We start from the raw sequence: 24,571 nt of genomic DNA on the forward strand, positions 1-24,571 counted from the left end.
GACGCCCGCGCGCCTTGAAAGAATGGACAAGCCCCAATTATCCGCCAGTGAACCATCTGCGGCAAACCGGCACACAATTGGTCACATTGGCTCACATTCTCCCGGGCGCCCGTAATACTCCATCGAGCGAACCGGCATCAGTGCTCGCGCGGTTCCTCGAAGGTTTCGCGCAAGGCGATCTGCATCGTCGCGTGAATCTTCACGCACCAGCGCCACAGCACCGTCAGCAGGAGCGCCGCGCACAGCAGCACGGCGATCATCAGCCCGAACGGCGGCAGGATCGCGCCCGACAACGCGGCCACCAGCAGGAACACGCCGAACATCGCGACGATCGGAATCAGCCCCGAGATCGCCGAGCGGATCGCGCGCGTGAAGCGTCCCGCCTTGGCTGGCTGCACGCTCACTTCGGCCAGCAACAGCGCGAGCGATTCGAGCTTGCGATACACCGCCACCAGGAACGGCATCGCCACCACCAGCGCGGCGCTCCACAGCACGACACGCTGCGCATTGTCGGAGTCGAGCCAGCGCGCGAGTTGCGCGAACGCAAACGGCGCCGCATACGACGCGCTGATGAAAATCGCCGCGACGAGCGCGAGATTGACCGCGATCTGCAACACGATGCGCTTGCTCATCGAAAACAGCGTCGGGCCGCCGGAGCCGGTCGTGAGGCTCGCGAGCCATTGCGAGTACAGCCCGAACGTGTTCGACAACGGTGCGGGCATCGCGCGGGCCACGCGCATCGTCAACGGATCGGCGGCGCGGATCAGATACGGCGTGAACAGCGTGGTGAGCGCGGACACGGCCACCGCGATCGGATACAGGAAGCCGCTCGTGACCTTGAGCGACAACCCGAGCGACGCGATGATGAACGAGAACTCGCCGATCTGCGCGACGCTCATGCCGACGCGCATCGACGTGCGTCCGTCCTTGCCCGCGAGAAAGGTCCCGAGCCCGCACGAGACGATCTTGCCGAACACCACCGCGACCGTGATGACGGCGATGGGCCAGGCATAGTCGACCAGCACGGTCGGGTTCAGCAGCAGGCCGATGGTGACGAAGAAGATGGCCGAGAACATGTCGCGCACCGGCGCGATCAGATGCTCGATGCGCGCGAGATGCTTCGACTCCGCCATGATCGCGCCGATCAGGAAGGCGCCGAGCGCGATCGAATAATCCAGCTTCACGACCAACAGGCAGAAGCCGAAGCAGAAGCCGAGCACGGTGACGAGCAGCATCTCGTCGCTCTTCGCGCGCGCCACGTAGTTGAGCGCGCGCGGCACCGTCAGGATGCCGACCACCAGCGACACCGTCATGAACAGCAGCAGCTTGCCGAGCGTCGCGAACGCGATGCCGGCGCTCACCGAACCCGTCTGCGCGATGCCCGACAGCAGCACGAGCATGGCAATGGCGAGAATATCCTCGACGATCAGAATGCCGAACACGAGCTGCGCGAAGCCTTCGCGTTTCATGTTCAGCTCGGACAGCGCCTTCACGATGATGGTGGTCGACGAGATGGCGAGCATCGCGCCGAGGAACAGCGAGTCCATCGCGTTCCAGCCGAACCAGCGGCCGATCTCGTAGCCGATCCAGATCATCAGCACGATTTCCGAGAGCGCCGCGACGAACGCCGTTGCACCGACCTTGAACAGCTTGCGCAGACTGAATTCGAGCCCGAGCGAGAACATCAGGAAGACCACGCCGAGTTCGCCGAGCGTCTGGATGGTGGCTTCGTCGTGAATGAGATTGAACGGCGGCGTGTACGGCCCGATGATCACGCCCGCCACGATGTAACCGAGCACGACCGGCTGCCGCATGCGGTGGAACAGCACCGTCACGACGCCCGCGATGGCCATGATCACAGCGAGATCCTGAATGAACCCGATCGCATGATGCATTCAGCGAATCCTTTCAAATATGTAATCGATCACCGATGTTACCGCACGGACGGTGAAATCCTGCGGTCGGGCAATAAATTGGATGAACAGCGAAAGACGGCGCGCATTCCGCGAGCGTGCGCAGAACGGCTGAAGAAAGGCTCGCGCGAACGGCGAGCCCTGAAACCGGAAGAACCGCGGCGCTCAGACTGCCGCTTCGTTTTCCTCGCCGGTGCGGATACGGATCACGCGCTCGACTTCGGCGACGAAGATCTTGCCGTCGCCGATCTTGCCGGTGCGCGCGGCGCCGATGATCGCATCGATGACCTGGTCGGTCTGGTCGTTGGCGACGACCACTTCGATCTTCACCTTCGGCAGGAAGTCCACCACGTACTCTGCACCGCGATAGAGCTCCGTGTGTCCCTTCTGCCGGCCGAAGCCCTTCACTTCCGTGACCGTGAGGCCGGTGAGGCCCACTTCGGCGAGCGCTTCACGCACTTCGTCGAGCTTGAAGGGTTTGATGATGGCGGTGATGCGTTTCATGGCGTGCCTCGCATGGAGTTCGGTTCAATGGATTCGAAAGAGGTCGTGTCCCGCGCGGGACAGATGATTTCGATTCTAGCTGCGTTTCATCGCGCAAGCGGTCCGGTAAACCGCGAGGTGCAAGAAAACGCGTCGCCGCTATTCGGTGACAGGCACGCGCTCCAGGTCCTTGAGCCAGACGGTGGCCTGCGAATCGCTGGGCGCGCGCCAGTCGCCGCGCGGCGAAAGCGAGCCGCCCGAGCCGACCTTCGGCGCATTCGGCACGCATGACCGCTTGAACTGACTGGTGCGGAAGAAGCGGTCCAGAAAGATCTTCAGGTTCTTGCGGATGTCGCCGATGCCGTACTGATTGCGCACCACCGCAGGGCCTTCCGGCCAGGCGCCGGCATCGCGGTCGCGCCATGCATGCAGCGCGAGGAATGCCACCTTCGTCGGCGCAAAGCCGAAACGCAGCGTGTAGTACAGGTTGAAGTCCTGCAACTCGTACGGGCCGATGACGCTCTCGGTCTTCTGCTCCACCACGCCGCTCGTCTTGCCGGGGATCAGCTCCGGACTGATGTCGGTGGCGAGGACGTTCTCGAGCACGTCGCTGCCGGTGCTGCCGATCTGTCCCGACTCCGCCACCCAGCGCACCAGATGCGTGATCAGCGTCTTCGGCACGCTGGCGTTGACGTTGTAGTGCGACATGTGATCGCCGACGCCGTAGGTGCACCATCCGAGTGCCAGCTCGCTCAGATCGCCGGTGCCGATGACGATCGCCTGATTGAAGTTGGCGAGCCGGAACAGATGGCTCGTGCGCTCGCCGGCCTGCACGTTTTCATAAGTGATGTCGTACTGCTCGGCGCCGGTGCTGTGCGGATGACCGATGTCGGACAGCATCTGCACGCAGCTCGGCCGGATGTCGATTTCATTCGCCGTGCAGCCGATCACCTCCATCAGTTCGCGCGCCTGGCTCAAGGTGCGTTCGCTGGTGGCGAAGCCCGGCATCGTGTACGCGAGGATGTTCGCGCGCGGCAGGCCGAGCCGGTCCATCGCCTTCGCGCACACCAGCAGTGCATGGGTCGAATCGAGTCCGCCCGAGATGCCGATCACGACCTTCGACATTCCCGATGACTGCAAGCGTTGCAGCAACGCCTGCACCTGGATGTTGTAGACCTCGTTGCAGCGTTCGTCGCGGCGCGCGGCATCGGACGGAACGTAGGGGAAGCGCTCGACATGACGTTCGAGCGGCAGCTTGCTGTCGGCGGGAAGCGCGAGCGGAAATTCGACCACGTCGAAGCGCGCGACTTCGTCCGCATGCCGCTGCGTCGAGCGGCCGAAGGTGGTCTGGCGCATGCGTTCGCGCGAGAGCCGTTCGAGATCGACATCGGCGAAGATCAGATGCGAGTCGCGCGAGAAGCGCTCCGACTCGGCCAGCAACGCGCCGTTTTCGTAGATGAGACCCTGGCCGTCCCAGGCGAGATCGGTGGACGACTCGCCGTCGCCCGCCGACGTGTACAGATACGCCGCGACGCAGCGCGCCGACTGCTGGCTGACGAGCTGATGCCGGTACGCCGACTTGCCCACCACGATATTCGACGCCGACAGGTTCACGAGCACGGTCGCGCCCGCGAGCGCCGCGAAGCACGACGGCGGCACCGGCACCCAGACGTCCTCGCAGATTTCCACATGGAACCGGAACAGCGGCAGGTCCCTGATCTGGAACAGCAGCGACGCGCCGAACGGCACGTCCTGGCCGCACAGACGGAGCGTGGCGGTGGTCGCGGCATCGGCTGGACTGAACTGGCGCGCCTCGTAGAACTCGCCGTAGTTCGGCAGATAGCTTTTCGGCACGATGCCGCGAATGAAGCCATCGGCGATGACGATCGCGCAGTTGAACAGCTTGTGCTCGACGCGCAGCGGCGCGCCGACGATCATCGCGAGATTGAGTCCCTTCGAGGCGTCGAGCAGCGTCTGCAATGCGTCTTCGCAGGCATCGAGCAACGCGCGCTGATGAAACAGGTCGTCGCAGGTATAGGCGGAGAGACCGAGTTCCGGAAACGCGACCAGCACCGCGCCGCGCGCCGCGGCTTGTCTCGCGAGTTCGAGGGTCTGCGCGGCGTTGAATTCCGGATCCGCGACTTTGCAGGCCGGCACGCCCACTGCGACGCGCGCGAAGTCGTGGCTATACAGGTTGAAGAAGTTTCTGTTCATGGTCGATCTGAACGGGTGGGATGCCGGACGCCGGACACGGTATGCCCGGCCGATTATCGCATCAGGTCTTCTTTCTGAACGGCGTATGCGCCTCCAGCTCCTCGATGTGCTGGGTCATCGCCTCGGTTTCGGCGTCGAGAAACTCGGAGATCGCATGGGCGAAACGCTGGTCCGCGATCCAGTGCGCGGACCACGTGGGCGTCGGCAGCAGCCCGCGCGACATCTTGTGCACGCCCTGCGCGCCGCCTTCGAAACGCGCCAGCCGATGCTCGATGCAATAGGCGATGCCCTGCATGTAGCAGGTCTCGAAATGCAGTCCCGAGATGAACTCGCGCGTGCCCCAGTAGCGGCCATACATCGTGTCGCCGCCGATCATGTTGAGCGCGCACGCGAGCCGCTGGCCGTCCGCTTCGGCGATCACGAGCAACATGCTGTCGGGCGCGTCGGCATGGATGCGGCCGAAGAACTCGCGCGTCAGATACGGCGCGTTCCAGTGCTCGCGATAGGTGTTGTCGTAGCAGTCGTAGAAGAAGTCGAGCGCGCCCTGATCGATCTGCGCACCGCGCAGCCAGGTGTACGTGACGCCCGCTTCCGTGACGCGCCGACGATCCTGCTTGACCTTCTTGCGCTTGTCGTGGCTCATGGTCGCGAGGAATGCGTCGAAGTTCGCATAGCCTTCGCCGGGCGCGTTTTCCCAGTGGAACTGCACGCCCTCGCGCAGCATGTAGCCCGCGTCGGTCAGCGCCTCGACGTCCTGTGCCTCCGGAAACAGCACGTGCAGCGACGACAGTTCGAGCTGGCGCGTCAGTTCGATCGCACCGCGCGCCAGCATCACGCGTTCCTCGTGATGCGCCGCGATCAGGCGCGGACCCGTCACCGGCGAGAACGGCACCGCCGACAGCGCCTTCGGGTAATAGCGCAGGCCGTGGCGCTCGAAGGCGTCGGCCCAGGCGTGATCGAAGACATATTCGCCGCGCGAGTGCGACTTGAGGTACAGCGGCATGACGCCCGCGAGGGTGTCGCCGCGCTTCAGCAACAGATGATGCGCGCGCCAGCCGGTACGCTTGACCGCGCAGCCGGTGTCCTGCAACGCGGCAATGAACGCGTGGCGCACGAACGGATTGTCGCCGGCGAGCCGGTTCCAGTCGTCGGCAGGGATGTCTTCGAGCGTATCGACCACATGAATTTCGACTTCGCGATTCAACAGGCTACCTCGCTGGAATATCGATGAGCGCGCGCCACGCGGCCGCGCGCGCCCGAAAGCGGCTATTCTCGCGCAACTCGCCACGCCTCGCCGAAGCCGGTTTGAGCGTTGCAGCGTCCCGCCCCGATGCTTTCAGCCATAATGCGCGGCACATACCCTCCCGCCCGGCGAACGCAATGCCCTGGTTCCTGTATCTGATCGAATGCGCTGACGGCAGTCTCTACACCGGCATCGCCACCGACGTCGAAGCGCGCTTCGCCGCGCACCTGAGCGGCAAGGGCGCGCGCTATACGCGGGCGCGAAAGCCGCTGCGCGTGATGGCGTCGTTCGAGCTGACGGGCCGCTCGGAAGCGTCGCGCGCGGAATACTTCGTCAAGCGGCTGACGCCGCGGCAGAAGCGCGAATTGATCGAAGGCGGGCGCACGCTGGCATCGGTGGTGCCGCGCGTCGAGGCGACCGTCGATCTCGAAGACGGCGCCTGAAATGCAGACGGCCGGCGCCTGTGAGGCGCCGGCCGTCGTTTGCTGCTTCGAAAAGCGCGCTTACTTGCCGTAGTTCGCGATGCCTTCCGAGATTTCCTTGTGGGCGGCTTCGATGCCGTCCCAGCCCTCGACCTTCACCCACTTGCCCTTTTCGAGCGCCTTGTAGTTCTCGAAGAAGTGCTTGATCTGATCGCGCAGATACTCGGGCACGTCTTCGATCGACTTGATGTTCGCCGTCATCGGGCAGACCTTGTCGTGCGGCACGGCGAGCAGCTTGGCGTCGACGCCGGATTCGTCGGTCATCTTCAGCATGCCCAGCGCGCGCGAGCGGACCACGGAACCGGCCAGCAGCGGAAACGGCGTGATGACCAGCACGTCGACGGGATCGCCGTCGCCCGAGAGCGTCTGCGGAATGAAACCGTAGTTCACCGGGTAGCGCATGCCTGTGCCGACGAAGCGGTCGACGACGAGCAGGCCCATGTCCTTGTCGGCTTCATATTTGACCGGATCGCTTTGCGCGGGAATCTCGATGATGACGTTGAAATCCTGCGGAAGATCCTTGCCGGGAGGTACGTTGTTGAAGCTCATGAGCACTCTCTGGAGAAGTTGAGGTCGCAAAAAGGTAAATGCGGGAATCGCACGGGCGGCCGGGGGAACTGCCTGACCCGCTTGCCGCACATGGCCATGCATGGCGGCGTGTGATCGCCTCATTATAGCCAATCGGGCATCGCGGCCCGGCCGGTCCGGGTTGGCGCGATAATCGGTTACGGCGTTGCAGGAAGCAGCGAATTCCATTCACGACACGAACACCCATCGGGAGACACGCATGGAAGAAGCGAAGCATTTCATCAATAACCGCTTTGTCGCGCCGTCGGTCGGCGAGACGATTCCCGTGGTCGATCCGTCCGACGGCCAGATCTTCGCGCAGATTGCGCGCGGCACGCCCGCCGACATCGATCGCGCCGTGGCCGCCGCCCGCGCCGCCTACGGAGGTCCGTGGGGCGCGATGAGCGCCGCCGAACGCGGCCGCATCCTCGCGCGGCTGTCCATGTTGATCGCGACCTGCCACGAGGAGATCGCGCAGATCGAGGCGCGCGACACCGGCAAGCCGCTCAAGCAGGCGCGCGCCGACGCCACCGGCATCGCGCGCTATTTCGAGTTCTACGCCGGCGCCGCCGACAAGCTCCACGGCGAAACCCTGCCCTATCAGTCCGGCTACACCGTGCTGACGATCCGCGAGGCGCATGGCGTCACCGGGCACATCGTGCCGTGGAACTATCCGCTGCAGATCTTCGGGCGCAGCGTCGGCGCGGCGCTTGCGACGGGCAACGCGTGCGTCGTGAAACCGGCGGAGGACGCGTGCCTGTCGCTGCTGCGCGTGGCGGAACTGGCTGCGGAAGCGGGCTTGCCGGACGGCGCGCTGAACATCGTCACCGGCTACGGACATGAAGCCGGCGCGGCGCTCGCGCGGCATCCGGGCATCGATCACATCTCGTTCACCGGCTCGCCCGCGACCGGCGCCGCCGTCACCAAGATGGCCGCCGACAACCATGTGCCGGTCACGCTGGAGCTCGGCGGCAAGTCGCCGCAGATCGTCTTCGCCGACGCGGATTTCGACGCCGCGTTGCCCGTGCTCGTCGCCGCGATCGTGCAGAACGCCGGGCAGACGTGTTCGGCGGGCAGCCGCGTGCTGATCGAGCGCGCGGCCTATGAGCCGCTGCTCGAACGGCTGGCGCAGGCCTTCGCGGCGCTGCGGGTCGGGCCGAGCAAGCTCGACCTCGACTGCGGCCCGCTGATCAGCGCGAAGCAGCAACAGCGCGTATGGGATTTTCTGTCCGATGCGCAGCACGACGGCATCGCGATGGCCGCGCACGGAGAAGTGGTCGGCGACGCGCCGGAAGCCGGCTTCTATCAGGCGCCGACACTGCTGCGCGACGTCCCGCCGAGCCACCGTCTCGCGCGCGAGGAAGTGTTCGGTCCGGTGCTCGCCGCCATGGCCTTCGACGACGAAGCCGACGCGCTCCGGCTCGCCAACGGCACGGACTATGGCCTCGTGGCCGGCATCTGGACCCGCGACGGCGCGCGCCAGATGCGGCTTGCGCGGCGCGTGCGCTCGGGTCAGGTGTTCATCAACAACTATGGCGCGGGCGGCGGCATCGAGTTGCCGTTCGGCGGCGTGAAGCATTCGGGACACGGCCGCGAGAAAGGCTTCGAGGCGCTGTACGGCTTTACGACGCTGAAGACCATCGCGATCCGGCACGGCTGAGGGCTGCATCCTTTGCAGGGTTCACATCGGGAGACAAGGACATGCGACTGCAAGGCAAGACAGTGATCGTGACGGGCGGCGGCTCGGGATTCGGCGAAGGCATCGCGAAGACGTTCGCGCGCGAAGGCGCGAACGTGGTCATCAACGACCTCAACGGTCCCGCCGCCGAACGCGTGGCAAGCGAGATCGCGCTGACGCCGTCGCTGGCGGGCGCGCCTGGCCGGGCGATCGCCGTACCGGGCGACGTGACGAAACGGGAGGACTGGCAGGCATTGCACGATGCGGCCATCCAGGATTTCGGCAGCGTGCAGGTCGTCGTCAACAACGCGGGCACCACGCATCGCAACAAGCCCGTGCTCGATGTGACCGAAGCCGAGTTCGACCGCGTCTACGCCGTCAACGTGAAGAGCATTTACTGGAGCGTCGAACAGTTCGTGCCGTACTTTCGCGAGCAGGGCGGCGGCGCGTTCATCAATGTGGCATCGACGGCGGGCGTGCGGCCGCGTCCTGGACTCGTCTGGTACAACGGCAGCAAGGCGGCGGTGATCATTGCCAGCAAGGCGCTTGCCGTCGAACTGGGCCCGGACCGCATCCGCGTGAACTGCATCAATCCGGTGATGGGCGAAACCGCGCTGCTCTCCGAGTTCATGGGCATGGAGGACACGCCGGAGAACCGTCGCAAGTTCCTCGCCACCATTCCGCTCGGCCGGTTCTCGACGCCGCAGGACATCGCCAACGCGGCGCTTTATCTCGCTTCCGACGAAGCCGAGTTCATCACCGGCGTCGCCCTCGAAGTGGACGGCGGACGCTGCGTGTAAAGCGCGCTGCGCGCGTCGTGCCGGGCGTCTGCTCCGGCGCGGCGCGCGTTGCGAACCTCCGTGCTTTCCCTAGCGAAAACAAGCGCTTGGCGTGCAGGCCGAAGGGCTAGAATCCTTACGCGCCTGTAATCGCAAACGGACCGGTTCCGCACCGTGTGCCGCGCACTAAAAAACCATAAAGGAGACAAGCACCATGGCCAGCACCGCCAATCCGATGCCTCGCCCCGGCGCCGGCGCGCCGTCCGCCTTCGAGGAGGCAACCTATCGCAAGGTGGCATGGCGGCTCTCGCCGCTGCTGTTGCTCTGCTACGTGGTCGCCTATCTGGACCGCGTCAACGTGGGCTTCGCCAAGCTCCAGATGGCCGCCGACCTGCAACTCTCCGACGCCGTGTACGGCTTCGGCGCCGGCATCTTCTTTTTCGGCTACTTCATCTTCGAGATTCCGAGCAACGTCATCCTGCATCGTGTGGGCGCGCGCGTGTGGATCGCGCGGATCATGATCTCGTGGGGCATCATCTCGGCGCTCACGATGTTCGTCACCACGCCGACGATGTTCTACGTCATGCGCTTCCTGCTGGGCGCGGCCGAAGCCGGCTTCTTTCCCGGCATCATCCTCTATCTGACCTACTGGTTTCCGGCACGCCGGCGCGGCCGCATGACGACGCTGTTCATGACGGCGATCGCGCTCTCGGGGCTGATCGGCGGGCCCATCAGCGGCTGGATCATGACGCACTTCGACGGCATGCACGGCTGGCATGGCTGGCAATGGCTGCTGCTGCTCGAAGGCATTCCGTCGGTGCTGGTCGGACTGGTGGTGCTCGCGAAGCTCGATGACCGCATTGCGAAGGCTCGCTGGCTCAGCGCGGAAGAGCGCGAACTGCTCGAACGCAACATCGCCGCGGACAATGTCGAGAAGGAGGACATGCCGCTCGGCAAGATCCTGTCGAGCCCGAAGGTGTGGCTGATGAGCCTGATCTACTTCTCGTTCGTGATGGGTCTGTACGGCGTGAGCTTCTGGCTGCCGACCATCATCAAGTCGATGGGCGTGTCCGACGCGCTGCATGTCGGCCTGCTCTCGGCGATTCCGTACGGCGCGGCGGTGATCGGCATGCTGTACGCGGCCCGCAGCGCGGACCGCACCGGCGAGCGCCGCTGGCATATCGCGATTCCGGCGCTGCTCGGCGCCGTGGGGCTGGTTCTGTCGGTAGTGTGGACCGGCAACACGACGCTCGCGATGCTCGGGCTCACGCTCGCCACGATGGGCATCCTCACGACGCTGCCGCTGTTCTGGAGCCTGCCAACGGCGTTCCTCGCCGGCACGGGCGCGGCGGCGGGCATCGCGATGATCAATTCGCTCGGCAACCTGGCGGGTTTCCTGAGCCCGTATCTGGTGGGCTGGCTCAGGCAGGCGACGGCGTCGAACGCGAGCGGGATGTACATGCTCGCGGGATTCATGGTGCTCGGCGCGGCGCTGGCGTTGAGCGTGCCGGCGCGGATGGTGAATCGTTAAGAGTGTAGGCGGCGGGCGGCACGACTGCCCTGTCTTTGCCCCTCCCGCCTCGCCCCTCGCCCGCCGGCTCACGCGCGGCGTTCTCGTTTCTGAAGCGTCGCCTCACGCGGCCAACCCTTCTTCGAATGCGACCGCGGCGTTCACCGCCGCAAGCGGAACTTGGTAGCGTGCCGCCACTGTGCTCTTTTCGCCTTCCGCAACGAAGGCATCGTGAAGTTGTTTGGCCGACGCCTTGAAGCGTCGAGTCCCTCGATGATTCCAGCGATTCGCCAAACGGAGATTTCTGAAAAGTCATCTTCACGGCCACCCGGCGATCGCGACTGAAGGCACCCACGGCTCCGCCCGCATCCCATTACAGACTCGCATCCGCGCACCGCAACGATGCACGCCACCCCGCTCGTGCACCAAAACCCCGCCCCGATCACCCGTCCGTCCGCGTAAAAGCTTCCCCCGATTTCCGCCAGAGGCTTGCTGCCCGGGCATTTCGCCCTGATTGGCATAGCCCTTGCAATTTACGGGAGCAATCGACATTGCGCACACAACCATATCGGCAAGGGGAACACACTCATGAAACGTCGCAGTCTGCTGAAGCTCGGTTCCATGTCGGGCGCGCTCGCCCTCGCGGGTCAGCTTCCCATTTCGAAAGCCCAGGCCGCGCAGGGAGACACCGGTCCGATCAAGGTCGGCATTCTGCATTCGCTCTCGGGCACCATGGCGATCTCCGAGACGTCGCTGAAGGACACGGCGCTGATGACCATCGCCGACATCAACAAGAGCGGCGGCGTGATGGGCCGTCAGATCCAGCCGGTGGTCGTCGATCCCGCGTCGAACTGGCCGCTGTTCGCCGAGAAGGCGCGCCAGCTGCTGACCCAGGACAAGTGCGCTGTGGTATTCGGCTGCTGGACCTCGGTGTCGCGCAAGTCGGTGCTGCCGGTGTTCGAGGAACTGAACGGCCTGCTCTTCTACCCGGTGCAATACGAAGGCGAAGAGATGTCGCGCAACGTGTTCTACACGGGCGCCGCGCCGAACCAGCAGGCGATCCCCGCCGTCGAGTACCTGATGGGACCGGAAGGCGGCAACGCCAAGCGCTTCTTCCTGCTCGGCACAGACTACGTGTATCCGCGCACGACCAACAAGATCCTGCGCGCGTTCCTCCATTCCAAGGGCGTCAAGGATGCGGACATACAAGAGGTCTACACACCGTTCGGACATAGCGACTATCAGACCATCGTCGCGAACATCAAGACCTTTGCCCAGGGGGGAAAGACGACTGTCGTCTCTACGATCAACGGCGATTCCAACGTACCGTTCTACAAGGAGCTCGGCAACCAGGGCCTGAAGGCGACGGACGTGCCGGTGGTTGCGTTCTCGGTCGGCGAAGAGGAGTTGCGCGGCATCGACACCAAGCCGCTCGTCGGCCACCTTGCGGCCTGGAACTACTTCATGTCGGTGAAGAACCCGAACAACTCGAAGTTCGAGAAGGAATTCTTCGCGTATGCACAGGCGCAGAACCTGCCGGGCGGGAACAAGCGCGTGACGAACGATCCGATGGAAGCGACCTTCGTCGGCATCCACATGTGGAAGCAGGCCGTCGAGAAGGCGAAGAGCGCCGATGTCGACAAGGTGCGCGTCGCGATGATCGGCCAGACCTTCCCCGCGCCGTCCGGCTTCACGCTGACGATGGACGGCAATCATCACCTGCACAAGCCGGTGATGATCGGCGAGATTCGCGGCGACGGCCAGTTCAATGTCGTGTGGAAGACCAAGACCGCGATCCGCGCGCAGCCGTGGAGCCCGTTCATTGCCGGCAACGAAGGCAAGCCGGACGTGGTCAGCTCGATCCCGTCGTTCCTGCGCCGCCAGCGCGTGCGCGCCGCGTGACGCATGGCGTGTCGATGATGTAAAGCAGGTCGTCTGAAGCACAGGCCGCGCGTGCCCGACTCGCGCGGCCTTCGAAGTCTCACCAGAAAGGCCAACATGACCGGTTCCCTCGTGCGCATCCTGTGCGCACTGTGCATCGCGCTCACGCCGTTCGCGGCTCATGCGCTCACTCAAGAAGAACTCGCGCCGCTCGCGGGCGACGATTTCGAAGCCAAGGCCGCCGCGATCGACAAGCTTATCGCTCAAGCGGATGCGCCTTCGGTTGCCGTGCTGAACGCGCTGTCCGAAGGCACTGCCGTCGCGACCGACGACGGTCATGTCTATCTCCAGACTGACGACGGCAACAAGGACCCGCTTACGGGCAAGGTGGTCGAAGCGCCGGATGCGCAGCCGATCACGCTGAGCAATACCCTGCGCAGCAAGGTGTCGGGCGCGCTGTCCGGCCTGCAGCTCGCCTCCGCCGATACCGCGAAGCGCCGCGATGCGATCGCCGCGCTGCTGAAGAGCCCGGACCCGGCGATGAAGCCGCTGATCGATCGCGCCCGCGCCATCGAGAAGGATCCTGAATTGAAGAAGCGCCTCGACACGCTCTGGGCGATGACCGCGCTGCACGATCCCGACGTGAACAAGCGCCTGGAGGCGGCGCAGCTCGTGGCAGCCCGGCATGACCTCGACATGTACGAATTGCTGCGCCCGATCGTCGCGAAGAAGGCCGACGGCAGCTGGAACGAGCCCGATGAGCGCGTGCGCGGCGCGGCGCAGGAAGGCATTTACGCGCTGGACTCGATCCAGCGCCGCAGCGAGATTTTCGGCACGTTGTTCGCGGGGCTGTCGCTCGGCAGCGTGCTGCTGCTCGCGGCGCTCGGACTGGCAATCACGTACGGGCTGATCGGCGTGATCAACATGGCGCACGGCGAGTTCCTGATGATCGGCGCCTATGCGACCTATGTCGTGCAGAACCTCGTCCAGCATTACGCGCCCGCCGCGTTCAACTGGTATCCGCTGTTTGCGGTGCCGGTGTCGTTTGCCGCGGCGGCGCTGGTCGGCATCGTGCTCGAACGGCTGGTGCTGAAGCATCTCTATGGCCGTCCGCTCGAAACGCTGCTGACGACCTTCGGCATCAGCCTGATTTTGATCCAGGCGGTGCGCACGCTGTTCGGCGCGCAGAACGTGCAGGTGACCAATCCGTCGTGGATGAGCGGCGGTGTCGCCGTGATGCAGAACCTGATCCTGCCGTACAACCGTCTGACGATCCTCGCCTTCTCGCTGATCGTCGTGCTGATTGCGTGGGGCGTGCTGACGAAGACGCGTCTCGGCCTGTTCGTGCGCGCCGTGACGCAGAACCGCCGCATGGCCGCGTGCGTCGGCGTGAAGACGGCGCGTGTCGATTCCTATGCGTTTGCGTTCGGCGCGGGCATCGCCGGCTTAGGTGGCTGCGCGCTCTCGCAGATCGGCAACGTGGGACCGGATCTGGGCCAGAGCTACATCATCGATTCGTTCATGGCGGTGGTGCTGGGCGGCGTGGGCCAGCTGGCGGGCACGGTGATCGGCGGCTTTGGTCTCGGGCTGGTCAGCAAGGCGGTGGAGCCGTTCTGGGGCGCGGTGCTCGCGAAGATCGCGGTGCTGGTGCTGATCGTGTTGTTCATCCAGAAGCGTCCGCAGGGCATGTTCGCCCTGAAGGGCCGCAGCGCGGAGGCCTGAGTCATGAACGCCACGACCAATCTGTCCGCCAATCTCGACGTCGCGCCGCAACCCGACGCCGACGCCGCCCGCGCCGGCTTCGCGCTGGGCCTGCCGCCGCGCGCCGCGCTGTTGCCGCGCCGTGGCTGGATCGCGCTGCTGGCGCTCGTCATCGCGATGGGCATTGTCGTGCCGGTGTCGGCGCTGGTGCTGCCGGAGACGAGCACGTTCCATCTGTCCGCGTATGCGATGACGCTGGTCGGCAAGCTGATGTGCTATGCGATCGGCGCGCTTGCGCTGGATCTCGTGTGGGGTTACTGCGGCATCCTGAGCCTGGGCCATGCGCTCTTTTTCGCGCTGGGCGGCTATGCGATGGGCATGTACCTGATGCGCTCGATCGGCCGCGAGGGCGTGTACAAGAGCGACCTGCCCGACTTCATGGTGTTTCTCGACTGGCACAAGCTGCCGTGGTACTGGGAGGGCACGGAGCATCTCTGGTATGCGCTGCTGCTGGTGGTGCTGGTGCCGGGCGTGCTGGCATGGGTGTTCGGTTTCTTCACGTTCCGATCGCGTGTGAAGGGCGTGTATCTGTCGATCATCACGCAGGCGATGACGTTCGCGGCGATGCTGCTGTTCTACCGCAACGAGACGGGTTTCGGCGGCAACAACGGCTTCACGGACTTCAAGCGCATTGCGGGATTTCCGGTGGTGCATGCGGGCACGCGGACGGCGTTGTTCCTGATTACGTTCGCGGTGCTGGTGCTGGCGTTTCTCGCGGCGCGCTGGATTGTCACGTCGAAGCTGGGACGCGTGGTGACTGGCGTGCGCGATGGCGAGACGCGGCTGATGTTCCTTGGCTACAGCCCGCTTGCTTACAAGCTGTTCATCTGGACGGTGTCGGCGGTGTTGTGCGGGATTGCGGGGGCGCTGTATGTGCCGCAGGTGGGCATCATCAATCCGAGCGAGATGTCGCCGGCGAACTCGATCGAGATGGCGATCTGGGTGGCGGTGGGCGGACGCGGCACGTTGATCGGGCCGATCATTGGCGCGTTTGCGGTGAATGGTGCGAAGAGCTTTTTCACGGCGTATTTCGCGGAGTACTGGCTGTTTTTCCTGGGCCTGATTTTCACGCTGGTGCCTTTGCTGCTGCCCAACGGCATCATGGGACTGATTGAACTTGCGCGCCGCAGGAAGGCGCATGGCGGGGCACAACCGGAGGCGGCGGAATGACCGCGCACAATGCGTTGATCGTGGATCTTCCGCCGCTGCCGCAACTGGACGAGCGCACGGGTTTGAATGGGGTGGCGGGGCTGGGGCATGTGCTTGCGCCGGGGGAGATCGACGTATCGCACGGCACGATTCTGTATCTGGAAGACGTGACGGTGAGCTTCGATGGCTTTCGTGCGTTGAACAAGCTGACGTTGTCGATCGATGTGGGTGAGTTGCGTTGTGTGATCGGGCCGAATGGCGCGGGCAAGACGACGATGATGGACGTCATCACGGGCAAGACGCGACCTGACGATGGCCGCGTGTTTCTGGGACAGACGCTGGATCTGACGCGTTTGTCGGAGCCGGTGATTGCGCGTACGGGGATTGGGCGCAAGTTCCAGAAGCCGACGGTGTTCGAGAATCATCCGGTGTGGGAGAACCTTGAACTGGCGATGAAGACGGACAAGCGGTGGTTTGCTTCGCTGCGGGCGCGGCTGGATCGGCAGGCGCAGGCGCGGATCGAGGAGACGCTGGAGTTGATTCGCCTGCAGCATCAGGCGACGCGGCTGGCGGGGGAACTGTCGCATGGGCAGAAGCAGCGGCTGGAGATCGGGATGTTGCTGATGCAGCAGCCGGCGTTGTTGCTGCTTGATGAGCCGGCGGCGGGGATGACCGATCATGAAACGAAGGAGTTAGCGGAGTTGTTGAACACGCTGCGGGGTTCATGTTCGATGATGGTTGTGGAACATGACATGGAGTTTGTTGCTGCGCTTGCGGGGGAAAGTGGGAAGGTTACTGTCATGGCAGAGGGCAGTGTTTTGGCCGAAGGGACATTGGATTCCGTCAAGCGTGACGAGGCCGTGATTGAGTCGTATCTGGGAAGGTGAAGGTGTTCGTTTGCTTGGGCTTCGATGGACTTCCCGGCTTCGCGTCGGTCTGTTGGCACTGCCCCTCCCCGGGGCGGGGGTCTTCGCTCTCGTCATTCGCGTGGGTTGCTTGTGTTTGCCAGCGCTTCCATGGACTTCCTGTGTTCGCGTAGGTTTATTAGCACTGCCCCTCCCCGGGGCGGGGGTAACTTTCTTTGCTGCTGCAAAGAAAGTCACCAAAGAAAGCAGCTTTTTTACCGCCCACGGTCTACTAGCGACGCGACACAGAAACACCTCACTGGCCCGGCACTAGCGAGTGCCCTCGTAGGCCACACCGGGCGTGGATCGCGGACCCACTGGGACAAATTGCCGTTCAACGAACTGGTGCAGCACCTGAGAGTTCCGGCCCAGCGCTACGCGCTGCCAGAGGGTATGCAAGGGAAACCAGTGGGAGGCAAGAGCAATGAGATGGACGCGTAAGCAAGAGTGCACCGGCATCCCCGATTGACCGGTCGGCGGCGCGTAGCGCAGCGCCGGAGCATGCAAGGGCTGCACCAGTCTGTTCTGTGGTGCGATGTCACAGTGGGTCCGCGATCCACGCCCGGAGTGGCCTATGAGGGCACTCTCTACTGCAGTGCCAGAAACGTGGTTCTGTGTCGTGCCGCTAAATGACGCTGGGCGAGAAGAAAAGCTGCTTTCTTTGGTGACTTTCTTTGCAGCAGCAAAGAAAGTTACCCCCGCCCCGGGGAGGGGCAGTGCTAATAAACCTACGCGAACACAGGAAGTCCATAGAAGCGCTGGCAAACACAAGCAACCCACGCGAAGGACCAGAACGAAGACCCCGGCCCCGGGGAGGGGCAGTGCTAACAGACCGACGCGAACACGGGAAGTCCATAGAGCGCAAGCGAACAACAAACGACAACAAGCGCAAGCAAAGCAAAGCAAAACAAAACAAAACCCAACCGCAAGAGCCAAACCCATGTTGGAAATAGAAAACCTGAACCAATACTACGGCGGTAGCCATATCCTCCGCGATGTGCGGATGACCGTCCCGGAAGGCAAGCTGACCGTCCTGCTAGGCCGCAACGGCGTAGGCAAAACGACGCTCCTGCGCTGCCTGATGGGCGTAGTGCCGACCAAAACCGGCACCATAACCTGGCGAAACACGCCAATCTCCACAATCCCAACCCACTCCCGCGTGGCGAGCGGCCTCGCCTACGTCCCCCAAGGCCGGGACATCTTCGGCCGTCTGACCGTAGAAGAAAACCTGCTCGTCGGCGCCGCCAGCCGCAAGGCCCCCTCAAAAATCCCCGACCGCATCTACGAGCTCTTCCCCGTGCTACGGGACATGAAACACCGCCGCGGCGGCGACCTCTCCGGCGGGCAGCAGCAACAACTCGCCATCGGCCGCGCCCTCATGAGCGAACCCCAACTCCTGATCCTCGACGAACCCACCGAAGGCATCCAGCCTTCGATCATCCGCGATATCGGCCGCACGCTGCGCCAGCTCGTCGATGAAATGGGCATGACCGTCCTGCTCGTCGAACAGTACTACGACTTCGCCCGCGAACTCGCCGACCGCTACTGGGTCATGAGCCGCGGCGAAATCATCGCGGGCGGCGCCGGCAATGAAATGGACCAGCATGGAGTGCGCGAGCTGATCGCCGTATGATCTCGACTCACCCCTGACCCGCATCGCCCATGCACCACGAATCGCACGCCGCCCTCGCCGATCCCCACGTGTGGCGCGGCCGCCTCGAACTCGGCTTCACGCATCAGCACGGCCGCACCGTCTGCTCGCATCGCAGGCACGAAGGACCGCTGCGGCTGCAACGCCCGCTCTATCCCGAAGCCGACATCTGCCACACCGTGATCGTGCATCCGCCCGGCGGCGTCGCGGGCGGCGACCGGCTCTCCATCGACATCCACCTCCACGAACACACCCACGCCGTCATCACGACGCCCGGCGCCACCAAGTGGTACAAGGCCAACGGCCGGCTCGCCACGCAACGCATCGACATCACGCTCGCCGCCGGCGCCAGACTCGACTGGCTTCCGCAAAACAACATCGTGTTCGAATCATCCAACATCGAGCTCGACTTCAACCTGACACTCGACGACGACGCCACCGCCATCGGCTGGGACGCCATGCTGCTCGGCCGCGCCGCCGCCGGCGAGAAATGGACGCAAGGCCACATCCGGGCGATCTCGCGCATCGGGCATCGCAACGGCGCCACGCGCTGGCTCGAACGCACGCTGCTCGCCGCCGACGACCCGCTGCGCGACTCACCCCAAGGCCTCGCGGGCTTTCCGGCCTACGGCACGCTATGGGCCGTCGGCCCCGCCTGCGACGATGCGCTCGCCGAAACCCTCACCGCCGCCCTGCCCTTCGACGCCGAACTGCGCGCCGCCGCTTCCTGCGTCGCGCCGGGCGTGCTGATCGTGCGCGCCATCGGCCGCTCGATGGAACCGCTGCAGAACGCACTCGCCGCCTGCTGGACACAACTGCGTCCCGTCGTGCACGGCGTCGAGGCGCGCCCGCTGCGCCTGTGGACTACCTAGTACGCACCACGATGGCGCATCACGCTGCCCCGCAAGGGGGCGCGCCACGGCGCCCGTGAACCGGGAAGCTAGACAGGACAAGACCATCGCCCCGATGGCACGACTCTCGCTTTAAGCCTTCGCTCAAGAGCCGCACTTCCCACGCGGCCGCCAGAATCGAACCAAGACCGAAGGATCATCGATGCACACCCCGTTCTCCCGCGCCCGCCGCACGGCGCTCGCCGTCCTCGCCCTCTCCCTCGCCGCCTTCACGCCCCTCGCCGCCCACGCGGATGCGCTCGACACGATAGCCAAGAACGGCACGCTGCGCGTGGCCGTGCCCGAGGACTATCCGCCGTTCGGCTCGGTCGGCGCGGACATGAAGCCGCAAGGCTATGACGTCGACATGGCCGCGTTGCTCGCGAAGTCGCTGAACGTGAAGCTCGAACTCGTGCCCGTCAACAGCGCCAACCGCATCCCCTATCTGACGACCAACAAGGTGGACCTCGTGATCTCGTCGCTCGGCAAGACGCCCGAGCGCGAGAAGGTGCTGGACTTCTCGACCGCCTACGCACCCTACTTCCAGGGCGTGTTCGGCCCCGCCGACATCAAGGTTGCCGGCCCCGCCGATCTCACCGGCAAGACCGTCGGCGCCACGCGCGGCGCGCTCGAGGAGATCGCGCTCTCGCAGATGGCCCCGAACGCGACCATCAAGCGCTTCGAGGACAACAACGCCACCATCTCCGCCTTCCTCTCCGGACAAGTGCAGCTGATCGCGGCGGGCAACATCGTCGCGGCCGCGATCCTCGCCAAGAATCCGCCGCGCCGGCCCGAAGCGAAATTCGTCATCAAGGATTCGCCGTGCTTCGTTGGCATGAACAAGAACGAGCCGCGTCTGCTCGCCAAGGTGGACGACGCCATCGCGCAGGCGAAGAAGGACGGCACGCTCGACGGCATGTCGAAGAAGTGGTTCAGGCAGCCGCTGCCCGCCAGCCTGTGACCAGGAGCGCGGCATCGTATGGCCTATGAACTTGAGTTCGCCGATCTCGCGCAATACGCGGGCATGTTCGCGAGCGGCGCGGCGACGACGCTTGCGCTCACCGCCGTCTCGACCGCGCTGGGCGTCTCGCTCGGCGTGCTCGGCGCGGCCGGGCGCGACAGCCCGCGTCAATGGCTGAATACGCTCGTCGGCGCGTATGTCGAGGCAATCCGCAACACGCCGTTCATCGTGCAGCTGTTCTTCGTGTTCTTCGGCTTGCCGGCGCTCGGCATCCACCTGAGCGAGTACGTCGCCGCCATTCTCGCGATGACCCTCAACCTCGGCGCCTATTCCACCGAGATCATCCGCGCGGGCATCGGCGCCGTGCCGAAGGGGCATCACGAAGCGGCGGCATCGCTGGCGCTGTCGCGCGGCGAGACCTTCCGCCATGTCGTGCTGCCGCAGGCGCTCGCCAAGGTGTTTCCCGCGCTGACGAGCCAGATCGTCATCACCATGCTCGGCTCAGCCGTCGTCTCGCAGATCTCCGTGCCCGATCTCACCTATGCGGCCAGCTATATCCAGTCGCGCAATTTCCGCGCGTTCGAGACGTGCTTCTTCATCACGGGCGCGTATCTCGTGATGGCCCTCGTGTTGCGCACCGTCCTCAACGCGGCCGGCAAGCGCTTTCTCACCGCCAGCCGGAGCCACGCGCGATGATCGAATTCACTCTCGCGCAGATCGTCGAGAACCTGCTGCTCGCGGCGCGCTGGACGATCGTGCTGTCCGTCGTGTCGTTCGTGCTGGGCGGCATCGTCGGCTTCGCGCTGCTCGTCATGCGCGTGTCGAAGTCGCAAATCCTGCGCATGCTCGTCAAGGGCTACATCCAGGTATTCCAGGGCACGCCGCTGCTGATGCAGCTGTTCCTCGTGTTCTTCGGCCTGCCGCTGCTCGGCATCGACGTCGCGCCGTGGCTCGCCGCGACCGTCGGTCTCACGCTCTTCACCAGCGCCTATCTCGCGGAGATCTGGCGCGGCGCCGTGGAAGCCGTGCCGACGGGCCAGTGGGAAGCGTCGTCATCGCTCGCGATGAGCTACTTCGAGCAGTTGCGCCACGTGATCCTGCCGCAGGCGCTGCGCATCGCCGTCGGTCCCACGGTGGGCTTCGCCGTGCAGGCGGTCAAGGACACGGCGCTGGTCTCGATCATCGGCTTCACCGAGCTGACCAAGGCCGGCACGATGATTTCGAATGCAACTTTCCGGCCCTTCCTCGTGTATGGACTCGTGGCCGTGATCTATTTCGTGCTTTGCTATCCGCTCACGCGCTATGCACGCACGCTTCAAAGGAAATGGCATGCCGCTCGTTGAAACCCGCAATCTCCAGAAGCAGTTCGGCGCCAACCCGGTGCTGAGGGGCATCGACTTCTCCGTCGAGCGCGGCCAGGTGGTGTCGATCATCGGGCGCAGCGGCTCGGGCAAGAGCACCCTGCTGCGCACGCTGAACGGGCTTGAAAGCATCGACGAAGGGTCGATCGAAATCGACGGCGAGCACATGGACGCGCGCCACGCCGACCTGCGCGCGCTGCGCCTCAAGGTGGGCATGGTGTTCCAGCAGTACAACCTGTTCCCGCATCTCACCGCCGGGCAGAACGTGATGCTCGCGCAAACGGTGGTCAAGAAGATCCACAAGGCCAAGGCCCGCGCCACCGCGCATTCGGTGCTGGAACGCGTGGGCCTCGGCGACAAGTTCGACGCCTATCCCGACCAGTTGTCGGGCGGCCAGCAGCAGCGCGTGGCCATCGCCCGCGCGCTCGCGATGAAGCCCACCGTGCTGCTGTGCGACGAGATTACCTCCGCGCTCGATCCCGAACTCGTCGGCGAAGTGCTGGCCGTGGTGGAAGACCTCGCCCGCGACGGCATGACGCTCATCATGGTCACGCACGAGATGCGCTTCGCGCGCAAGGTGAGCAACAAGGTGGTGTTCATGCATCAGGGACGCGTGTGGGAATCCGGCGCGCCGGACGCCATCTTCGAACGGCCCTCGACCGTGGAGCTGCAGCGCTTCATCCAGTGAGCCGCAAGCCATCCGTAAGAACGGAAGCAGGCTAACGAAACAAGGTGTTCCGGTGCTAGCATGGCGCGGCCCGTCACGCTTTACTGCCCAAGAAGCTCATGAAACTGACACCCAGAGAAAAGGACAAGCTGCTGATCTTCACCGCGGCGCTGCTCGCGGAACGCCGCCGCGCACGCGGCCTGAAGCTCAACTATCCCGAGACCGTGGCGTTCATCTCGGCTGCGCTGATGGAAGCGGCGCGCGATGGCCAGACCGTCGCCGAGGTCATGCACTACGGCACCACGCTGCTCACCCGCGACGACGTGATGGAAGGCGTCCCCGAGATGATTCCGGACATCCAGATCGAAGCGACCTTTCCCGACGGCACGAAGCTCGTGACCGTCCATCACCCGATTCCCTGAGCAGAGCGACGCTGATGATCCCCGGCGAATATTTCATCGACGACGGCGAGCACGAACTCAACGCGGGCCGCGAGACCGTGACGGTCGTCGTCGCGAATCATGGCGACCGGCCGGTGCAGGTCGGCTCGCATTACCACTTCTACGAAGTCAACGCGGCGCTCAAGTTCGAGCGCGAGCGGGCGCGCGGCTTCCGGCTGAACATCGCGGCGGGCACCGCCGTGCGCTTCGAGCCGGGCCAGGAACGCACGGTCGAGCTCGTGGCGCTCGCGGGCGACCGCCATGTGTACGGCTTCAACGGCCTCGTCATGGGTCCGCTCTAAATCATTCCCGCAAAGGACGCTGAGAATATGACGCTACGCATCGGCCGCCGCGCTTATGCGGAAATGTTCGGCCCGACCACCGGCGACCGCGTGCGCCTCGCCGACACCGACCTCATCATCGAAGTCGAACGCGACTTCACCACCTACGGCGAAGAAGTGAAGTTCGGCGGCGGCAAGGTGATCCGCGACGGCATGGGCCAGTCGCAACGCGCCGCCGCGGACGTGGTCGATACCGTCGTGACCAACGCGCTGATCCTCGATCACTGGGGCGTCGTGAAAGCCGACATCGGCATCAAGGGCGGGCGCATTTTCGCCGTCGGCAAGGCCGGCAATCCGGATATCCAGCCAAACGTGAACATCGCCATCGGCGCGGCCACGGAAGTGATCGCGGGCGAAGGGCTGATTGTCACGGCAGGCGGCGTGGATACGCACATCCACTTCATCAGCCCGCAGCAGATCGACGAAGCGCTCGCGAGCGGCGTCACCACGATGCTCGGCGGCGGCACCGGCCCCGCGACCGGCACCAACGCAACCACTTGCACGCCCGGACCGTGGCACATGGAGCGCATGCTCCAGGCCGCCGACGGCTGGCCGATGAACCTCGGCTTCCTCGGCAAGGGCAACGCCAGCCTGCCGGCGCCGCTGATCGAACAGGTGAAGGCCGGCGCGATCGGCCTGAAGCTGCATGAGGACTGGGGCACGACGCCCGCGGCCATCGACAACTGCCTCTCTGTTGCCGACGACACCGACACGCAAGTCGCCATCCACACGGACACGCTCAACGAGGCGGGCTTCGTCGAGACGACCATCGCCGCGTTCAAGGGCCGCACGATCCACACGTATCACACCGAAGGGGCGGGCGGCGGCCATGCGCCGGACATCATCAAGGTGGCGGGCGAAACGAACGTGCTGCCCTCCTCCACCAATCCGACGCGTCCCTACACCGTCAACACGCTCGACGAACACCTCGACATGCTGATGGTGTGCCATCACCTGGATCCGTCGATTGCGGAGGACATCGCGTTCGCCGAATCGCGCATCCGCCGCGAGACCATCGCCGCCGAAGACATCCTGCACGATCTGGGCGCGCTGTCGATGCTGTCGTCGGATTCGCAGGCCATGGGCCGCGTCGGTGAAGTCATCATCCGCACCTGGCAGACGGCGCACAAGATGAAGGTGCAACGCGGCGCGCTGCCCGAGGACACCGGACGCAACGACAACTTCCGCGCGAAACGCTACGTCGCCAAGTACACGATCAATCCGGCGATCACGCACGGCATTGCGCATGAAGTGGGCTCCATCGAGCCGGGCAAGTGGGCGGACCTCGTGTTCTGGGAGCCGGCGTTCTTCGGCGTGAAGCCGTCGCTGATCGTCAAGGGCGGCATGATCGCGCTGGCGCAGATGGGCGACCCGAACGCTTCCATTCCGACGCCGCAGCCGGTGCATTACCGCGAGATGTTCGCCACGCGCGGCGGCGCGCTCGGCAAGACCTCGCTCACGTTCGTATCGCAGATGGCGATGGAAGCGCGCATCGCGGACCGCTACGGACTGACCAAGCAGGTGGTCGCGGTGCGCAACTGCCGCAATGTGAAGAAAGCCGACATGATTCACAATGCATGGCAACCGTCCATCAGCGTCGATCCGCAGACCTATCAGGTGATCGCCGACGGACAATTGCTCACTTGCGATCCCGCCACCGTCCTGCCGATGGCGCAGCGCTATTTCCTGTTCTGA

General features: G+C 64.7%; 22 protein-coding genes. 17 read left to right on the forward strand and 5 right to left on the reverse strand.

Annotated features, from left to right (window positions below; genetic code table 11):
* Window positions 1-137: 137 nt before the first annotated feature.
* The 4 genes from QCE64_RS09550 to QCE64_RS09565 all read right to left on the reverse strand — a co-directional run bounded on the left by QCE64_RS09550 (window position 138) and on the right by QCE64_RS09565 (window position 5,814).
* Window positions 138-1,895: a cation:proton antiporter gene (locus tag QCE64_RS09550; protein ID WP_309917951.1), complete on the reverse strand. Its 1,758-nt coding sequence runs from the start codon at window positions 1,893-1,895 to the stop codon at window positions 138-140.
* A gap of 183 nt (window positions 1,896-2,078) precedes the next feature.
* A complete protein-coding gene (glnK, locus tag QCE64_RS09555) occupies window positions 2,079-2,417 on the reverse strand; it encodes a P-II family nitrogen regulator (RefSeq protein ID WP_086969848.1) in 339 nt (112 codons plus the stop codon).
* A 138-nt stretch (window positions 2,418-2,555) separates the two neighbouring features.
* Window positions 2,556-4,610 (reverse strand): NAD(+) synthase, encoded by a 2,055-nt coding sequence (locus tag QCE64_RS09560; protein ID WP_310003565.1) that lies wholly within the window; start codon window positions 4,608-4,610, stop codon window positions 2,556-2,558.
* A gap of 61 nt (window positions 4,611-4,671) precedes the next feature.
* Window positions 4,672-5,814 (reverse strand): GNAT family N-acetyltransferase, encoded by a 1,143-nt coding sequence (locus QCE64_RS09565; RefSeq protein ID WP_309917957.1) that lies wholly within the window; start codon window positions 5,812-5,814, stop codon window positions 4,672-4,674.
* Between the two features lie 176 nt (window positions 5,815-5,990).
* On the opposite strand from QCE64_RS09565, the gene QCE64_RS09570 reads away from it, so the two are divergent.
* Window positions 5,991-6,296, forward strand: a complete 306-nt coding sequence (locus QCE64_RS09570) for a GIY-YIG nuclease family protein (RefSeq protein WP_309917960.1) — start codon at window positions 5,991-5,993, stop codon at window positions 6,294-6,296.
* 60 nt (window positions 6,297-6,356) lie between these two features.
* On the opposite strand, the gene ppa is transcribed toward QCE64_RS09570, so the two are convergent.
* Window positions 6,357-6,884 (reverse strand): inorganic diphosphatase, encoded by a 528-nt coding sequence (gene ppa, locus QCE64_RS09575; RefSeq protein ID WP_309809382.1) that lies wholly within the window; start codon window positions 6,882-6,884, stop codon window positions 6,357-6,359.
* Window positions 6,885-7,122: 238 nt separating this feature from the next.
* Here ppa and QCE64_RS09580 point away from each other — a divergent pair, with 238 nt between their 5' ends.
* The 16 genes from QCE64_RS09580 to ureC all read left to right on the forward strand — a co-directional run bounded on the left by QCE64_RS09580 (window position 7,123) and on the right by ureC (window position 24,571).
* Window positions 7,123-8,562, forward strand: coding sequence for an aldehyde dehydrogenase family protein (locus QCE64_RS09580; RefSeq protein ID WP_310003567.1), 1,440 nt, complete (start codon window positions 7,123-7,125; stop codon window positions 8,560-8,562).
* Between the two features lie 41 nt (window positions 8,563-8,603).
* Complete coding sequence (locus QCE64_RS09585) at window positions 8,604-9,380, forward strand: SDR family oxidoreductase (protein ID WP_310003569.1); 777 nt, start codon at window positions 8,604-8,606, stop codon at window positions 9,378-9,380.
* A gap of 193 nt (window positions 9,381-9,573) precedes the next feature.
* Window positions 9,574-10,890, forward strand: coding sequence for an MFS transporter (locus QCE64_RS09590; RefSeq protein ID WP_309930737.1), 1,317 nt, complete (start codon window positions 9,574-9,576; stop codon window positions 10,888-10,890).
* Between the two features lie 567 nt (window positions 10,891-11,457).
* Entirely contained in the window at window positions 11,458-12,771 is a 1,314-nt protein-coding gene (urtA, locus tag QCE64_RS09595; RefSeq protein WP_309917972.1) for an urea ABC transporter substrate-binding protein, read from the forward strand.
* 96 nt (window positions 12,772-12,867) lie between these two features.
* On the forward strand, window positions 12,868-14,472 hold the full coding sequence (gene urtB, locus QCE64_RS09600; protein ID WP_309930739.1) for an urea ABC transporter permease subunit UrtB: 1,605 nt from the start codon (window positions 12,868-12,870) through the stop codon (window positions 14,470-14,472).
* A gap of 3 nt (window positions 14,473-14,475) precedes the next feature.
* Window positions 14,476-15,681, forward strand: coding sequence for an urea ABC transporter permease subunit UrtC (gene urtC / locus QCE64_RS09605; protein WP_310003571.1), 1,206 nt, complete (start codon window positions 14,476-14,478; stop codon window positions 15,679-15,681).
* Complete coding sequence (gene urtD / locus QCE64_RS09610) at window positions 15,678-16,547, forward strand: urea ABC transporter ATP-binding protein UrtD (protein ID WP_310003573.1); 870 nt, start codon at window positions 15,678-15,680, stop codon at window positions 16,545-16,547. Before urtC ends, urtD begins: the two co-directional genes overlap by 4 nt.
* 958 nt (window positions 16,548-17,505) lie before the next feature.
* Window positions 17,506-18,198: an urea ABC transporter ATP-binding subunit UrtE gene (gene urtE / locus QCE64_RS09615; RefSeq protein WP_310003576.1), complete on the forward strand. Its 693-nt coding sequence runs from the start codon at window positions 17,506-17,508 to the stop codon at window positions 18,196-18,198.
* A gap of 29 nt (window positions 18,199-18,227) precedes the next feature.
* A complete protein-coding gene (locus QCE64_RS09620; RefSeq protein WP_310003578.1) occupies window positions 18,228-19,088 on the forward strand; it encodes an urease accessory protein UreD in 861 nt (286 codons plus the stop codon).
* Window positions 19,089-19,269: 181 nt separating this feature from the next.
* Window positions 19,270-20,067, forward strand: coding sequence for a transporter substrate-binding domain-containing protein (locus QCE64_RS09625; RefSeq protein ID WP_310003579.1), 798 nt, complete (start codon window positions 19,270-19,272; stop codon window positions 20,065-20,067).
* A gap of 18 nt (window positions 20,068-20,085) precedes the next feature.
* Window positions 20,086-20,763: an amino acid ABC transporter permease gene (locus tag QCE64_RS09630; RefSeq protein WP_309809426.1), complete on the forward strand. Its 678-nt coding sequence runs from the start codon at window positions 20,086-20,088 to the stop codon at window positions 20,761-20,763.
* Window positions 20,760-21,410 carry an amino acid ABC transporter permease gene (locus QCE64_RS09635; RefSeq protein ID WP_309917997.1) on the forward strand — a complete coding sequence of 217 codons (651 nt, stop codon included), beginning with the start codon at window positions 20,760-20,762 and terminating at the stop codon, window positions 21,408-21,410. The genes QCE64_RS09630 and QCE64_RS09635 overlap by 4 nt, the downstream gene beginning before the upstream one ends.
* Complete coding sequence (locus QCE64_RS09640; RefSeq protein WP_310003580.1) at window positions 21,397-22,116, forward strand: amino acid ABC transporter ATP-binding protein; 720 nt, start codon at window positions 21,397-21,399, stop codon at window positions 22,114-22,116. Before QCE64_RS09635 ends, QCE64_RS09640 begins: the two co-directional genes overlap by 14 nt.
* 98 nt (window positions 22,117-22,214) lie before the next feature.
* Complete coding sequence (ureA, locus tag QCE64_RS09645; protein WP_309918003.1) at window positions 22,215-22,517, forward strand: urease subunit gamma; 303 nt, start codon at window positions 22,215-22,217, stop codon at window positions 22,515-22,517.
* Window positions 22,518-22,531: 14 nt separating this feature from the next.
* Complete coding sequence (locus QCE64_RS09650; RefSeq protein ID WP_309809435.1) at window positions 22,532-22,837, forward strand: urease subunit beta; 306 nt, start codon at window positions 22,532-22,534, stop codon at window positions 22,835-22,837.
* Between the two features lie 27 nt (window positions 22,838-22,864).
* The gene (gene ureC, locus QCE64_RS09655; protein WP_310003583.1) at window positions 22,865-24,571 is read left to right on the forward strand and encodes an urease subunit alpha; all 1,707 of its coding nucleotides are present in this window, start codon (window positions 22,865-22,867) and stop codon (window positions 24,569-24,571) included.

The sequence above is a fragment of the Caballeronia sp. LZ043 genome (assembly GCF_031451075.1).
Classification (GTDB): domain Bacteria; phylum Pseudomonadota; class Gammaproteobacteria; order Burkholderiales; family Burkholderiaceae; genus Caballeronia.